Genomic DNA, 14,347 nt, shown 5'->3' on the forward strand with positions numbered 1-14,347 from the left:
AGCCCACCGCTTTCGCGTCATCTACAACACCATCCGACCACACCAAGCCATCCAGGACCGCACCCCACAACAGGCCTACCTGAACCCCATTAACCTGGAAATCCTGCCAACTCCTTGACTCAAGACACTCGAATTGCTACCCGCGCAATGACTTCCGCCCCCGTTCTCACGCGAACCGGTGCACGTTCGGCGACGGTTCCCAGCCCGGATCTCCGGTGCGGGCGTAGCCGACCCAGGCGCCGTGCATCTCGTCGGCGAGCCGCGCGGGTGGGTCGACGTCGCCGAGCAGACCACGCGGCCCGCGCAGGGCCGGCACCCCGAGACGGTCGAAGACGAAGGGCAGTTCGACGGTGTGCGCGGCACCCAGCAGCCCACCGAGTGCAGTTGAGCACCAATCGAATTCATAGCGGTGTGTCGAAGCGCTCCCGCGCGAGGCGTGAGCATCGGCCAGCCGGCGCGTGCCGATGCCGAACAGGGCATCGCCCAGGATCGCCGACCGCACGGACCCCCAGCCCGCCTCGGGTCGACGAGCCCGGTACTCCTGCACCACCGCCGCCGGATCGGCGTGGGCCTTGGCGGCCACCGTCAGCGCGTCCTGCTCGGTCGAGTCCACGAAGTCCCCGCCCGGTACCAGGTAGAGGTTTCCCTCGTGCGCGTTCGTCCCCAGCAGCAGCGGAATGTCCGCCGCCGTTGCGTTCCCGACGGACTCGGCAGGCTGCACGTCGAGCACCACGCCCAACGCGCTGAGACCCAGCAGTGGGTCGAACCTCGTCTCCGTGCGCAGATCCAGCCCGGCCAGCTTCGGCACGACCCCGACCAGTTCCTCGACCGGAACGCCCGCGAATTCGGCGGCCGTCGGCAAGACACCGAGTAGTGTCGCGGCGCGGTGGGTGACCCGTGCCGCCTGCTCGCTGGAGAAGGCACCAAGACCATTGCCGCTCTGCATGATCGACCGCCGGACCACACGTGCCGTGTCGGGCATCGCGAGTATCGCGCCAACCAGCGTGGCGCCCGCCGACTGGCCGAACAGCGTGACGTTGTCGGGATCGCCGCCGAAGCTCGCGATATTGGCCCGGACCCAGTCGAGCGCCGCGAGTACGTCGAGCAGTCCCCGGTTGGGTGGCGCATCGGGCACGTCGAGGAAGCCGACGATGCCCAACCGGTAGGTGACGTTGACCAGCACCACCCCGTCCCTTGCGAACGCCGTCCCGTCGTAGAGTGGTGATTGCGTTGCGCCCGAGACGAACCCGCCGCCGTGGACGAACACCATCACCGGGCACCCCACGCCGTCCACCGGCGCGTAGACGTCGACCGTCAGGTAGTCGGGATCGGACATCGCGGCGGCTCCGAAGTACGGCGACATGTCGAGTGTCCCGAACCCGCCGCGGGGGGCTTGCGGCGCCATGGACCCGGACCGGGTCGCGTCCCGAATGCCCGGCCACGGCTCGTGCGGGCGCGGCGCCGCGAAACCGGCGGCACCCATCGGTGCTGCGGCGTAGGGGATTCCGTGAAACGACGTAGTTCGCGCCGTGCCGTGGCCCCGCACCCGGCCAGCCGCGGTGGTGACGACGACCTCAGACATCGGTGACCCTGGCGAACGCCGCCCACTGCGCGATGGTGAACCGGTCTCCGTCGCGGCGCAGTTCCGCGCCGCCGTGACCGCCGAGATGGGCGGGGAACACCAGCGTGTTTATATCGGCGGCCCTGCCGAGGATGCGACGGCGCGTCGCCCTCGACTGCCCGGGGTCGACGCAGAAGCAGCTGTTGACCTCCGGCTCGAGGAACTGCAGCGGGGTGTGCAGCATGTCGCCGACGAACAGCGCTTTGTCCGTGCCTGATTCGAGCGCGACGATCGACGAGCCGGGCGTGTGCCCAGGGGCCAGCTCCAGCCGTAGCCCGGCGTCGATGGTGAAGCCGTCGTCCCACAGTTCGACGAGGCCTGCGTCGCGCACGGGAGCCACGCTGTCCTCGAAGACGTTCTCGTTGCCCCGCCCCCGGCGCGGCACGTGGCCGTTGTCCGGGTTCCAGTACTCGAAGTCGGGTCGTGGCATCAGATACGTGGCATTCGGAAACGTCGGCACCCACGAGCCGTCGTCGAGGTAGGTGTTCCAGCCGACGTGGTCGTTGTGTAGATGGGTGTTTATCACCAGGTCGACGTCCTCGGGGCTGACCCCTGCCCGGCGCAGGTTGCCGAGGTAGTTGGTGTCGAGGTGGTCCCACACCTTGGCGTGCGGCCGTTCCTTGTGGTTGCCGACGCCGGTGTCCACGAGGATCGTCCTGCCCGCACTGCGCAGTAGCCACGTCTGGATCGCGCTGACGCACACGTCGGCCGCGGGGTCGTAGAAGTCCGGGGCGAGCCAGTCCTCGTTGCGCCGCCAGGCGTCGTCGGAGCTGTCCGGGAAGAAGGTCGACGGCGACAACTCGACCGACCCGAAGTACTCCATGACCCGGGTGACGGACACGTCACCCAACACGATCTCGTTCATACCCCCAGGCTGCTGGCGACCCGGCACGCCGACCAGCCCCTGTCGTGCCTACCCCTGCCAGGATCAGGCACGCGCTCGCGAGGAAGCGCATAGTCGAAGCATGAACTCCGCGTCCCTCGGTGACTTCTTGCGCGCGCGCCGCGCCCGGCTCGTCCCCGACGACGTGGGCCTGTCCACGTTTGGCGAACGGCGTCGGGTCAGCGGCCTGCGCCGCGAGGAACTGGCTCGACTGGCCGGGGTCAGCCCGTCGTACTACACCCGCCTGGAGCAGGGGCAGTCCGTCAACGCCTCGGACGCGGTCCTCGATGCGATCGCCACGGCATTGCGACTCGACGAACACGAGCGGCGCCACCTGCACGCGTTGGCGACCAGCCGGCCCAAGCCCCGCCGGCGGCCGCCTGTCGAGAAGGTCGACGACGCGACCAGGGACCTGCTGCGTTCCCTCGTCGACGTGCCCGCGCTCGTCATCGGCCGGCGCACCGACGTGCTCGCATGGAACGACCTGGGACACGCGCTGCTTGCCGGCCACGTCGAGCGAGACTCCGTCGATCGGCCTGCGGACCGCCCCAACCTGGCCAGAATGGCATTCCGCGACCCGCATACCCGCGAGCTGTACGTCGACTGGCACCGCAAGGCCCGCACACTCGTCGGCAACCTGCGACACGTGGCCGGACGCCACGCCGACGACGCGGCACTGGCCGAGTTGATCGGCGAGTTGTCGATGAACAGCCCTGACTTCGTGACGATGTGGAGCGACCACCAAGTGCAGCCATGCGAGGCAGGATCCTACGAACTCCGTCATCCGACCGTGGGGCCGGTGACCATCACCCAGCAGAACCTGGTGCTGGCACGATCGCCCGAGCAGTCGCTGTGCATGGTGACGACGGCCGCGGGCTCGAGTTCGGCCGACTCCATCGGCCTACTCGCCCGGTCGATCCGGGACGCACGGGCGCAGCGGGCGAGCGTCGACGCGTCGTAGCGCGCGCCCTCAACCTGCGCGCGCCGACAGCGCATGCTCACGGCAGCGGTTCAGCACCGGGCAGTCGAGGCAGATCCGTTTCGCGCGTTCCTCCCTCGCCCGTAGACCAGTCCGTTCGTCGACCAGGTGGTGCCGCTGCTGCAGGAGCGCGGCGTGTTCCGCACCGACTACGCCGGCACGACGTTGCGCGATCATCTCGGCCTCGGCCACCCAGCACGGCGGGTCTCGACCGGCGTTTGATCGTTTCGGCCGGTCGCCCGGTGGCAATCCGAACCCCGTGATCGGAAGACTTCGCACCGTCGTCGTGGACTGCCCTGACCCTCGCGCGCTCGCCGACTTCTACGCCGGACTCATCGGCGGAGACGTCGCCGGGGACGACGAGGACTGGGTGGTCCTCAACGAGCCCAACGGGCCGGGTGTTCCGCGATCCCGCGGGGCACACGTTCTGCCTGGTGTGGGGCGTCTAGCAAGACGCGGAGCGTCAGCCCCGCAGCTGCGGTAGGACGTCGCGCTCCCAGCTGGCGAAGAAGCCCTCGAGGTCCGGGCCGATCTGCTGCACGTAGACCTCGTCGACATCGGCCTCGACGTACTGACGCACCTGCTTGACGTGCGCGTCGACGTCCGGGCCGCACGTGACGGACTCCCCGACGGACTCCCGGGTGATCAGGGTCGAGGCGTCGGCGAAGTCCCTCGGCCGCGGCAGCGTCTGAGCGAGCTGACCGGGCAGACTCTCGTTGGCCCACAGGCGGTGGGCGGCGTCGAGGCCCACGTCGGGATCACGGTCCCAGCTCACCTTCGTGCCTGCCTGCACCGGCTTGTCGCCGCCGCCTGCGGTGCGGAAGGTCTTCACCAGGTCCGCGTCCGGCATGGTCGTGCAGAAGCCGTCACCGAGGCGACCCGCGAAATCGGCAGCCTGCGGCCCGAACCCGGACACGTAGATCGGCACGGGCTGCTCCGGCAGCGTGTAGATGCGCGCCTCCTGCACTTCGTAGTGCAGCCCGTGGTGACTGATTTCCTTGCCTTCGTGCAACATTCGGATCACGTCGATGGCTTCCTCGAGCATCTCGAGGCGCACGCCCACCGACGGCCACGGGTCGCCGAGGATGTGCTCGTTGAGGGCCTCGCCGGTGCCGACGCCGAGCACGAACCGCCCGTCGAGCTGCACGGCAGCGGTCGCCGCGGCTTGGGCGATGATCGCGGGGTGAATGCGGACGGTCGGACAGGTGACAGCAGTCGTCACGGGTAGCGACGTCGCCTCGGACAACGCGCCGATCACGCCCCAGACGAACGGGCTCTGACCCTGCTCGTCATTCCACGGATGGAAGTGGTCCGAGATCCAGAGCGCCTCGAAACCGGCCGCTTCGGCCCGCTTCGCTTGGTCGATCAGTTCCTTGGGGCCGAACTGTTCACAGGACAGGAAGTATCCGATCTTCGCCATGCGCGCGGTCTACCCCTTCTTCGGGGCGGTAATCCGGCGGGCCCCAGTGGCGACACGGTACCGTCGCACGGAGGTTGACGACCCAGCCTCAACGCACGTCACGGTGGCGATCCGACTCCCCGCCGATGCGATCGAATCGCATGGACGTGCGTCCCTGGGATTCACAGCGCAACAATCATGCCGCCGGTGCACGGTCGCCGGGCATATCGAGGACCGTGGTGAGCAGTTTCACCGAGACCATGTTCAACAACGCCCGCAACAGCATGAACGGGATGGTCACGGGAGAGCCCGATCAACCGGTGCGGCACACCTGGATTCAGGTGCACGAGCGCGCCCGCCGCATCGCCGGTGGGCTCGCCGCCGCGGGTGTCGGTCGCGGCAGTGCCCTCGCCGTCCTGGCCGGCGCACCCGTCGAGATCGCCCCGACGGCACAGGGCATCTGGATGCGCGGCGCCAGCCTGACGATGCTGCACCAGCCGACACCGCGCACCGACCTCGTCCGGTGGGCCGACGAGACCATGGCGGTCATTCACATGATCGACGCCGCCGCGGTAATCGTCTCGGATCCGTTCATGCCCGCGGCTCCGCTGCTCGCCGGGCAGGGCATCACCGTGCTGACGATCGCCGACCTGCTGGGCCACGACCCGGTCGATCCGCTCCCCACCGATGACGACGACATCGCGCTCATGCAGCTGACGTCGGGATCCACCGGATCCCCCAAGGCCGTTCAGATCACCCATGCCAACGTGGTCGCCAACGCCGAGGCGATGATCGTCGGCTGCGACTTCGACGTCGACACCGACGTCATCGTCAGCTGGCTGCCGTGTTTCCACGACATGGGCATGACGGGGTACCTGACGGTGCCGATGTACTACGGCGCCGAGCTGGTCAAGGTCACGCCGATGGACTTCCTGCGCGACACCTTGTTGTGGGCCAAGCTGATTCACCGGTACCGGGGCACGATGACCGCTGCGCCGAACTTCGCCTACAACCTGTTCGCCAAGCGTCTGCGCAGGCAGGCCGAACCGGGCGAGTACGACCTGTCGTCGCTGAGGTGGGCGCTCTCCGGCGCAGAACAGGTCGACCCGCTCGACCTCGAGGATCTCTGCGACGCAGGCGCCCCGTTCGGTCTGCGACCCGAGGCGATCATCCCGGCCTACGGCATGGCCGAGACCACGGTGGCGGTGTCGTTCTCCGAGTGCGGCGGCGGCATGGTCATCGACGAGGTCGACGCCGATCTGCTCGCGGTGCTGCATCGCGCGGTCCCGGCAACGAAGGGCCACACGCGGCGCCTGGTCTCCCTCGGCAAGCCCCTGAAGGGCATCGAGGTCCGCATCGTCGACGAGGAGGACGCCGTCGTGTCGGCCCGCGGCGTCGGCGTCATCGAGGTGCGGGGGGCCCCGGTCACCAAGGGCTACACGACGGTCGCGGGCTTCATCGGCGCTCAGAACGAGCAGGGCTGGTACGACACCGGCGACCTCGGCTACCTGACGGAGGACGGCGAGATCGTGGTGTGCGGTCGGCTCAAGGACGTCATCATCATGGCCGGCAAGAACATCTATCCGACCGACATCGAGCGCGCGGCGGTCCGCGTCGACGGTGTTCGTCCCGGCTGTGCCGTCGCCGTGCGCCTGAACGCCGGGCACAAGCGTGAGACGTTCGCCATCGCCGTCGAGTCTGCGCAATTCACCGATCACGACAAGGTCCGGCGCATCGAGCGCGAGGTCGCCCACGAGGTGTTCGCCGAGGTCGACGTGCGGCCACGCAACGTCGTCGTGCTCGAACCGGGCATGATCCCGAAGACCCCGTCGGGGAAGTTGCGCAGGGCGCACGCACTGTCGCTCGTCGACTGACTCGCCGACGCGATTGTCCAGGGCCGCCGAGGGGTATGTTCCGACCAGTACACAGCCGATTTCATCGCCTCTCGTCGCGAGGCGTGGGGAGGTTCGATGGTCGACTACGACACACAGCCGGGCCGCGACTCACCCGTCGATGCGGATCTGACCCAGGAACGCCTCGACGCCGACGACGTCGACCTCCGGGACGGCTTGGCCGGGGTCGCAGCGATGGTGGCGTCTGCGCTCGACGCCGGCGACATGCTCGATGCCGTCGCGAAGTTCGCGGCGCACGCGATCCCCAACGTGGACGGCGCAGGTGTCGCGCTCGTGGAGGCGAACCACGAGGCGGGCGGCGTCAGGAGCACGGTGGCGACGGCGGACTTCGTCACCGAGATCGACGCCGTGCAGTACGACGAACTCCGCGAAGGTCCGTGTCTCACCGCGATGCAGTCCGGACGCCCCAGCGTCAGCGGGTCGCTGGGATGTGATGAGCGGTGGCCGCACTTCGGTGGCCGCGTCGCCCGGATGGGAGTGCATTCCGCGCTGTCGCTGCCGCTGGTCGTCGGCGACCGGGTGATCGGGGCGATCAACTGCTACGCGCGACGGCGCGACGTCTTCGCCGAGCATGCCGTCGAGCTGGGCACCCAGTTCGCGGGCCCGGCGGCAGTGGCCGTGTTCAACGCGCAACTGCTCTCGGAGGCGCGGGAGCGCACGGCCCGTCTGCAGCGCGCGCTGGAGAGCCGCGCGATCATCGACCAGGCCATCGGCATCGTTCGCAGCCGCACGGGGTCCGATGGTGACGAGGCCTTCGCACGGCTAGTTCGCATCAGCCAGGCCGAGAACGTGAAGTTGCACGTCGTCGCACAGCGTCTCGTCGACGAGGCGGTGCGCCGGGCGCGACTGCGCAGTCACAGTGCGTAACCGGGTCAGCCAGCCCTCATCGCGGTCAGCGCACTGATCAGGACGGGTCGGCTGTAGCGGTCGGTCATCAACGTCCGCGCGACGTCGCTCAGGTGCTCTCCGTGCTCGCGCGCGTAGTTGCGCAACAGGGTGAAGGCGTCCTCCACGGAGACGTTCATCGTCTCGCGCAAGAAACCCTTGGCCTGTTCGACGACGACCCGTCGGTTCAGCGCTGCCTGCAGCCGCGGCAGCACCGTCGCCGGCGTCGGCGCGTGCTCTTGGAGCACCGCCACGCACGCGACGTGCGCAAGCGTCCGAGCGACGAGGAGATCGGCGTCGTTCAGGCGACCGGGGCGATCACCGAACAGTCCCAGCGCACCCAGCACCGTGCCGGCCGCCCGCATCGGAATCGCGTGGACCGACCTGAAGCCCGCCTCGTCCGCCGCCGCGGCGAATCGAGGCCATCGGTCGGCGACGACGGTGAGGTCGTCGATCGAGACCGGCTCACCGCTGCGGTAGCAGTCCACGCAGGGCCCCTGGTCGGCCTGCAGCTGGAACAACTCGAGTTCCCGCGCCGCCTCGGACGTGGCGGCCACCAGCCGGAGGCGGTTGGTCGGATCGGCGAGGAGGAACCCGGCTGCAGCGACGTCGAGCAGTTCGGCACACCGCTCGGTGAGGCCGGTCAGGAGTTCCACGACGTCGAAGTCGTAGAGGAGGCTGTCGACGAGTGTGACCACGGCATCGAGCACCCTGATCTCACGGGAGGGGTCAGTCATCTTGGTCTCCCGTTCGGTCGGGTTCGAGTCGCAGTCGGCGGTCGAGGATGTCGCGGGCCACCTCGGTCGCGCTGCGGCCGGTCGCGTAGGCGTGGGCTCGGAGGCGAACCAGCGCCTCGGTGGGCTCGAGATTCAGTTGCGCGACGAGCATGCCGGTGGCCTGGCTCACCTCTGCCCTGCTGAGCGCGGTGAGTTCCGCCCAGGCATCGGCGGTGGGGTCGGACGCGGCGGCGAGCAGAGCTCCGTCCATGAGGTCGAGCATCGGCACGCCGGCCATCTCTCCGGCGAGCATCGCGCCCGCGAGCTGCGCTGCAGTCAGATCGCCCGGATCGGAACGGAACAGATCGAGAGCGCCCACGTATTCACCGGCGACGACGACGGGCATGGCGAATACGCCGCGGATGCTCATCTCGAGCATGGCCGGGCCGTAGAGCGGCCACCGGGACTCCCTGCGGTCGGCCAGGTCGAAGACCAGGACGGGCCTGCGGGTGGTGACGGAGTCGAGGCAGGGACCTTCGCCGACGACGAATTGCAGTTCGTCGTATTGAAGAGCCGGGCCGCCGCTGTGGCCCAGTGTGCCTGTGTTCGCGCCATCGAAGACCAGCGAGATGGCTGCAGCGTCGACGTCGAACAGGTCCACGCACGCCTCGCACAGGCGGTTGGCTGCGGCCTCGCCGCGTCGTCCCGCGACCGCGGCGAGCAGTTGCTCGTGGAACGCCACATTCAGCCGGACCGCAGACGCACGGGGGTCGACGTCCCCGACTCACCCGACGCTGTCATCCCCCTAGCTTCCTCCACTCGGGACGCTTTGGCGAACGTTTGGCCGCCCCGGCCTGGCGGCGCCCAGTCTCGAGGTGGCTGTCACGGCGGCCGGTGCGTAGACTGGGCCAAGCTGGCAACCAGCCCGTTCGGGCAGCCTCCACAGTAGGCTGCGAGCGACCGCTCAACGCCGAACATCCGAAGCCTTTCAGCCCTTATCCGCGACGCCAACCGGCGTCACCACTGCCCCTGCCGCTGAACCGACTCGCCCCTTTCACTCTTAGTTTCGCGCGGCCGCTCCGATCGGCTTCGTCCGAGGACACATGACCCCCACACTCGCCCGCACCGGTCGCCGACCGGGCTCGCCGATTGCCAACTCCCACAAGCCATGTCGTGAGTGCACCCGTCGACAGGCGAGGATGCTCCATGGCCATCACTGACGTCGCCGCATACGCACACCTCAGCCCGGCAGACGTCGAGGAACTCGGGAGCCGACTAGACGACCTGCGCTGCGAGATCGAGGCCTCCCGCGGATCGCGCGACGCAAACTACATCCGCCGGACGATCCTGTTCCAGAGGTCGCTCGACGTCGCCGCCCGACTCCTCGTGCATGCGAGCGCGTCACGCACCGGGTGGATGGCCGGGACTGCGGCGCTGGCCCTGGCGAAGTGCATCGAGAACATGGAACTCGGCCACAACATCGGACACGGGCAATGGGATTGGATGAACGATCCCGAGATCCACTCCACCACGTGGGAGTGGGACATGGTGGGGCCGTCCGCCCAATGGAGGTACTCGCACAACTTCCGTCACCACGTGTACACCAACGTGCTCGACATCGACGACGACATCGGCTTCGGGGTCCTGCGCGTCACGCGTGACGAACCGTGGCAGCGACGCAACCTCTTGCAGCCCCTGCACAACCTGCTTCTCGCGGTGACCTTCGAGTGGGGCATCGCCCGCCACGGTCTGCACTCGGAACACGAGCGTGCGACGTCCACCGACGAGCAGGTGGAGCAGTCGACGTCGTTCAAGCAGAAGGTGCGACGCCAGGTACTGAAGGACTACGTGTACCTGCCCGCACTCAGCGGCCGACGATGGCGCCGCACGTTGACCGCCAACGTCACGGCCAACCTGCTGCGCAACCTTTGGGCGTACGCCGTGATCTTCTGCGGTCACTTCCCCGACGGGGCGCAGAAGTTCACCGCCGAAGCGGTGCGCGACGAGAGCCGCGGTGAGTGGTACCTGCGGCAGATGCTCGGAACGGCCAACTTCGACGCCGGCAGGGTGCTGGCATTCACCAGCGGCAACCTCTGCTACCAGATCGAGCACCACCTCTTCCCGGATCTGCCGAGCAATCGCTACGCCGCCATCGCCACGCGCGTGCGTGCTCTCTGCGACGAATACGATCTGCCGTACAACAGCGAGTCGCTGATGCGGCAGTTCTTCCAGGCCCAGCGCACCATCGTGAAGCTGGCGGTACCCGACCGCTTCTTGGTGGCCACGTCCGACGATGCGCCCGAGACGGCGTCGGAGCGGCGGTTCCTCGCCCAACCATCCGCGCCCGGCGCCGGGCTGCGCACCGCGCTGCGGCACGCCGCCGAACGCAAGATGGCGCAACGCCGTTCGAGGCGCAGGCGCGTGGTGTCGAGCCTGCTGGTGCCGTCGACGTTTGTTTGAGCACGGCACGGGTACGCGGCGAGTGTCGCTGGCTTCCAGACCGTGGAGTAGCAGCGACCGCTTCTGATTGAAGGCTGGCTCGTGCCGCTTCGTCATCTCTGCGCACGTCGACGTCCATCGGGCGTCCTGCGCACTCGACGCATCCTGCGGTACGTGGCCGTGACCCCGTCCGGTGCTTCCGCACCGCCGCGCACGCTACTCGAAGGAGACCCATGTACCTGCATACCGAGCAACTGATCAACGAAATCGCCGTCGACGAGCCAGACCCAGCTGCGGCCAACGCTCTGCAGGAGGGTCTTGGCGGTCAGTTCGGCGAGATGCGCACGATGATGCAGTACCTGTTCCAGAGCATGAACTTCCGCGGCGACGTCGCCTCGAAGCCCTACAAGGACCTGCTCCAGGGCGTCGGCACCGAGGAGATCAGCCACGTCGAGCTGATCGGGACGACCATCTCGCGACTGCTCGACGGCTCGCCGAAGTACAACGGCAAGAAGACCGATCCGGTCGACGCGCCCGGTGCCAAGGGTGCGACGCCCCTGAAGATCGCCCTGGACACCAGCAACATCCACCACTACCTGGTGGGCGCCCAGGGCGCACTACCGGTGGACGCCGCTGGCAACCCGTGGTCGGGTTCCTACGTCTACAACAGTGGCAACCTCGTGCTCGACCTGCTGTACAACCTGATGCTGGAATCGACCGGCAGGCTGCAGAAGTGCCGCATCTACGAGATGACGGACAACAAGACCGCCCGCTCCACCATCGCGTATCTCATCGTGCGGGATCAGGCTCACGAGAACGCATTCGCCAAGGCGTTGGAGAGCTTGGGCGTGAACTGGGGTTCGGTGCTGCCGATCCCGAAGACCAACGCCGAGGCATTTCCCGAGGTCAAGAAGCTCCTCGACACGGGTCTGCAGAGCGTGCAGTTCACCTTCAGCGCCGACGACAAGAGCCAGGCCGCCAAGCTCTACCGTGGCGCGTCACCGTCCAACGACGGGACCGAACTCAGCACGGCCGTGATGCCCGAGGGCGTTCCGATCACGATCGCACCCGAGCGCCGCGAGGAGTTCTCCCCCGGTCTGGATCCCGAGCTGCTCGCCCTCATCCAGGCGACGGCCGAGGTCGAGATCGCGTCGAACCAGTAGGTGGCTGGCGACTCAGGGCAGCACCACCCTGAGTCGCTCCCAGCCACGCACCGTCGACGTGGGAGCCAATTGCGCTGTGTCGTAGTCGATCTCCCAATCCGGCCACCGGTTGAGCATCTCGTCGAGCGCGACCCGCCCTTCGAGGCGGGCGAGGTTGGCGCCCAGGCAGTAGTGCACCCCCTTGCCGAAGGTGAGGTGCGTGATGTTCTCCCGGTGGACGTCGAACGCATCCGGATCGGCGTACCGCCGTTCGTCGCGATTGGCCGCGCCGAACAGCAGCAGGACTGCGCTGCCCGCCGGGATGGTGTGGCCGTGGAGTTCGGTGTCCTGCGCCACCCACCGGCCGACGTGCGGGCCGGTGGGCTCGTAGCGCAGCGTCTCGTCGATGGTGCGATTCAGCAGTGACCGGTCCTCGTGGACCATCCGGCGTTGATCCGGGTGGTCGGCGAGGACCTTCGCCAGCCAGCCGATGAGCCGGCCGGTCGTCTCGTTGCCCGCGCCCGCGACGACCTGCGTGTAGTGCAGAACCTCTTGGCGCGTCAGCTTCCTCGTCACCCCGGTGTCGTCGACGAACTCGACGTTGAGCAATGACGTCATCAGGTCGTCGGACGGGTTCTCGGAGCGCCATCGAACGTAGTCGGCGAACATGCGTCCGTCGGCGATCGCCTCGGGGTTCGTCACCTTCATCGGCGTCCCAGGCCTGGTCCGCAGATTGGCGTCGTTCGCGTCACGCACCGCGGTCTGCTCGGATTCCGGTATGCCGAGCAGCATTCCGATGACCCGCATCGGCATCATCGATGCCAGTTCGGCGATCACGTCGAAGCCGCCCGACCCGACGTGTGGGTCGAGGCAGTCGACGCAATAGGCCCGGATCTGGTCCTCGAGCGCCGCCATTCGGCGGGGCGTGAACACCCGCGACATCAGCCCGCGCAGCATCGTGTGGGTCGGCGGGTCCTCGAACATCATCACGCCATCGGGCATGTCGAAGTCGGACTTGATCAATTCGAGGATGTCACTGCGCTCGTTCGAGAAGGTCTGCCAATCGGCCAGTGCGCGTTCGACGTCGGCGTGCCTGGAGATGGCCCAGAAGTCGTAGCGCTCGTTGTAGTAGACCGGCGCCTCGTCCCGCAGACGGGCGTAGACGGGATAGGGGTCACGAACGATCCCGATGTCGTAAGGGTCGTAGTACACCTCGGAGCCGGACGTGCTCATGCGGCGACCTTCCGTGACGGACCTAAAAAAGTTGGGCGATCGCTCAACAGCGCGGTCGGCGTCTTTCTAACAGCGGTGCCGCGCGACAGTCAAGGGTGTGCGACCGTGAGTTCCATGCAGATCGTCGTCGTCGGCGCGGGCGTCATCGGACTGACGGCGGCGATCCGGCTACTCGAAGCCGGCCACGGCGTGCGCATGGTGGCCGCCGAGGAGCCAACGGCCACCACGTCGGCGATCGCGGCGGCCGTGTGGTTCCCCACCCACGTCGGACCGCCAGAACGGGTGTCGTCATGGGGCAGCGAGACATTCGCAGTCCTGGCCGAACACGCGGCACGTGGGGTTCCGGGACTCGTCATGCGTGAGTCGCTGCAGCTCTACCGCACCCCACCCGGCGAACCGGCGTGGACTACGGCGCTCGACACCGTGCGCGCCGCCACGGCCGGGGAACTACCGGAGGGATACCCGTACGGTCTGCGGTTCGCGGTTCCGCTGGCCGAGATGCCGCTGTACCTGCCGTGGTTGCAACGCCGAATGCTCGGTCTCGGTGGAATTTTCAGCCGACATCGGGTGGGGGCGCTCGACGAGGTGGCCGAAGGCTCGGACGTCGTCGTCAACTGCACCGGCCTCGGCGCGCGGCAATTGGTCGGCGACCGGTCGGTACACCCGGTGCGGGGCCGCATCGTCCGGGTGACCAACCCTGGGCTGAGCCTGTCGGTCCGCGACGAGGACCATCCAGCCGGCCGCGCCTACGTCCACCCACGGACCAACGACTGCATCCTGGGCGGCACCCTGGACGAGGGAGCCTGGGACACCAGCATCGACCTCGCGGCCGGCGACGCCATCGTCGAGCGCTGCCGCGACCTGGTCCCCGAGCTGCGGGACGCGCGGGTGCTCGAGCACGTGGTCGGACTGCGCCCCGGCAGGCCCACGGTCCGACTCGAGGAGGACGAGCCACTGGCCTCCGGCGCGCGCGTCATCCACGACTACGGCCACGGCGGCGCGGGCATCACCCTGGGCTGGGGATGCGCGCGCGAGGTGGTGGACCTCGTCGACTCTCGCGACGCGTAGCCCCTCGGGGGATGGCGTTTACCCAGACGTGACACCGCTTTTCACCAGCGACACGGATGGGTCGAGATA

14 protein-coding genes are annotated in these 14,347 nt (G+C 68.1%); 7 read left to right on the plus strand and 7 right to left on the minus strand.

The window, feature by feature from the left end:
* Window positions 1–166: 166 nt before the first annotated feature.
* A complete protein-coding gene (locus LOK44_RS22780; protein WP_237572374.1) occupies window positions 167–1,582 on the minus strand; it encodes a carboxylesterase/lipase family protein in 1,416 nt (471 codons plus the stop codon).
* The gene (locus LOK44_RS22785; protein WP_237572375.1) at window positions 1,575–2,486 is read right to left on the minus strand and encodes an MBL fold metallo-hydrolase; all 912 of its coding nucleotides are present in this window, start codon (window positions 2,484–2,486) and stop codon (window positions 1,575–1,577) included. The genes LOK44_RS22780 and LOK44_RS22785 overlap by 8 nt, the downstream gene beginning before the upstream one ends.
* A gap of 100 nt (window positions 2,487–2,586) precedes the next feature.
* Here LOK44_RS22785 and LOK44_RS22790 point away from each other — a divergent pair, with 100 nt between their 5' ends.
* Window positions 2,587–3,465 (plus strand): helix-turn-helix transcriptional regulator, encoded by an 879-nt coding sequence (locus tag LOK44_RS22790; RefSeq protein ID WP_237572376.1) that lies wholly within the window; start codon window positions 2,587–2,589, stop codon window positions 3,463–3,465.
* Between the two features lie 9 nt (window positions 3,466–3,474).
* Here the strand turns inward: LOK44_RS22790 and LOK44_RS22795 are convergent, their stop codons facing one another.
* A complete protein-coding gene (locus LOK44_RS22795) occupies window positions 3,475–3,609 on the minus strand; it encodes a WhiB family transcriptional regulator (RefSeq protein WP_372481300.1) in 135 nt (44 codons plus the stop codon).
* Between the two features lie 160 nt (window positions 3,610–3,769).
* Here LOK44_RS22795 and LOK44_RS30150 point away from each other — a divergent pair, with 160 nt between their 5' ends.
* Window positions 3,770–3,967: a VOC family protein gene (locus tag LOK44_RS30150; RefSeq protein ID WP_372481301.1), complete on the plus strand. Its 198-nt coding sequence runs from the start codon at window positions 3,770–3,772 to the stop codon at window positions 3,965–3,967.
* Here LOK44_RS30150 and LOK44_RS22800 read toward each other — a convergent pair.
* On the minus strand, window positions 3,947–4,903 hold the full coding sequence (locus LOK44_RS22800; protein WP_237572377.1) for a TIGR03557 family F420-dependent LLM class oxidoreductase: 957 nt from the start codon (window positions 4,901–4,903) through the stop codon (window positions 3,947–3,949). The two genes, LOK44_RS30150 and LOK44_RS22800, sit on opposite strands and share 21 nt — an antisense overlap.
* A 218-nt stretch (window positions 4,904–5,121) precedes the next feature.
* On the opposite strand from LOK44_RS22800, the gene LOK44_RS22805 reads away from it, so the two are divergent.
* Complete coding sequence (locus LOK44_RS22805) at window positions 5,122–6,756, plus strand: fatty acyl-AMP ligase (protein WP_237572378.1); 1,635 nt, start codon at window positions 5,122–5,124, stop codon at window positions 6,754–6,756.
* A gap of 96 nt (window positions 6,757–6,852) precedes the next feature.
* Entirely contained in the window at window positions 6,853–7,662 is an 810-nt protein-coding gene (locus LOK44_RS22810; protein ID WP_237572379.1) for a GAF and ANTAR domain-containing protein, read from the plus strand.
* 5 nt (window positions 7,663–7,667) lie between these two features.
* Here the strand turns inward: LOK44_RS22810 and LOK44_RS22815 are convergent, their stop codons facing one another.
* Window positions 7,668–8,417, minus strand: a complete 750-nt coding sequence (locus LOK44_RS22815; RefSeq protein WP_237572380.1) for a GAF and ANTAR domain-containing protein — start codon at window positions 8,415–8,417, stop codon at window positions 7,668–7,670.
* Window positions 8,410–9,138 (minus strand): GAF and ANTAR domain-containing protein, encoded by a 729-nt coding sequence (locus LOK44_RS22820; protein WP_237572381.1) that lies wholly within the window; start codon window positions 9,136–9,138, stop codon window positions 8,410–8,412. The genes LOK44_RS22815 and LOK44_RS22820 overlap by 8 nt, the downstream gene beginning before the upstream one ends.
* A gap of 464 nt (window positions 9,139–9,602) precedes the next feature.
* On the opposite strand from LOK44_RS22820, the gene LOK44_RS22825 reads away from it, so the two are divergent.
* Window positions 9,603–10,856 carry a fatty acid desaturase family protein gene (locus tag LOK44_RS22825; RefSeq protein WP_237572382.1) on the plus strand — a complete coding sequence of 418 codons (1,254 nt, stop codon included), beginning with the start codon at window positions 9,603–9,605 and terminating at the stop codon, window positions 10,854–10,856.
* A 212-nt stretch (window positions 10,857–11,068) separates the two neighbouring features.
* On the plus strand, window positions 11,069–11,998 hold the full coding sequence (locus LOK44_RS22830) for a manganese catalase family protein (protein WP_163917921.1): 930 nt from the start codon (window positions 11,069–11,071) through the stop codon (window positions 11,996–11,998).
* A gap of 12 nt (window positions 11,999–12,010) precedes the next feature.
* Here the strand turns inward: LOK44_RS22830 and LOK44_RS22835 are convergent, their stop codons facing one another.
* Window positions 12,011–13,210, minus strand: coding sequence for a cytochrome P450 (locus LOK44_RS22835; protein ID WP_237572383.1), 1,200 nt, complete (start codon window positions 13,208–13,210; stop codon window positions 12,011–12,013).
* Window positions 13,211–13,324: 114 nt separating this feature from the next.
* Here LOK44_RS22835 and LOK44_RS22840 point away from each other — a divergent pair, with 114 nt between their 5' ends.
* Entirely contained in the window at window positions 13,325–14,278 is a 954-nt protein-coding gene (locus LOK44_RS22840) for an FAD-dependent oxidoreductase (protein WP_237572583.1), read from the plus strand.
* Window positions 14,279–14,347: the final 69 nt, after the last annotated feature.

The sequence above is a fragment of the Mycolicibacterium lacusdiani genome, from assembly GCF_021916785.1.
GTDB classification, from domain to species: domain Bacteria; phylum Actinomycetota; class Actinomycetes; order Mycobacteriales; family Mycobacteriaceae; genus Mycobacterium; species Mycobacterium lacusdiani.

What these genes read in the sequence shown, in the direction of transcription:
- LOK44_RS22780 (WP_237572374.1), bottom strand. Translation starts at nt 1,582, where the DNA reads ATGTCTGAGGTCGTCGTCACCACCGCGGCTGGCCGGGTGCGGGGCCAC.
- LOK44_RS22785 (WP_237572375.1), bottom strand. Translation starts at nt 2,486, where the DNA reads ATGAACGAGATCGTGTTGGGTGACGTGTCCGTCACCCGGGTCATGGAG.
- LOK44_RS22790 (WP_237572376.1), top strand. Translation starts at nt 2,587, where the DNA reads ATGAACTCCGCGTCCCTCGGTGACTTCTTGCGCGCGCGCCGCGCCCGG.
- LOK44_RS22800 (WP_237572377.1), bottom strand. Translation starts at nt 4,903, where the DNA reads ATGGCGAAGATCGGATACTTCCTGTCCTGTGAACAGTTCGGCCCCAAG.
- LOK44_RS22810 (WP_237572379.1), top strand. Translation starts at nt 6,853, where the DNA reads ATGGTCGACTACGACACACAGCCGGGCCGCGACTCACCCGTCGATGCG.
- LOK44_RS22815 (WP_237572380.1), bottom strand. Translation starts at nt 8,417, where the DNA reads ATGACTGACCCCTCCCGTGAGATCAGGGTGCTCGATGCCGTGGTCACA.
- LOK44_RS22825 (WP_237572382.1), top strand. Translation starts at nt 9,603, where the DNA reads ATGGCCATCACTGACGTCGCCGCATACGCACACCTCAGCCCGGCAGAC.
- LOK44_RS22830 (WP_163917921.1), top strand. Translation starts at nt 11,069, where the DNA reads ATGTACCTGCATACCGAGCAACTGATCAACGAAATCGCCGTCGACGAG.
- LOK44_RS22835 (WP_237572383.1), bottom strand. Translation starts at nt 13,210, where the DNA reads ATGAGCACGTCCGGCTCCGAGGTGTACTACGACCCTTACGACATCGGG.
- LOK44_RS22840 (WP_237572583.1), top strand. Translation starts at nt 13,325, where the DNA reads ATGCAGATCGTCGTCGTCGGCGCGGGCGTCATCGGACTGACGGCGGCG.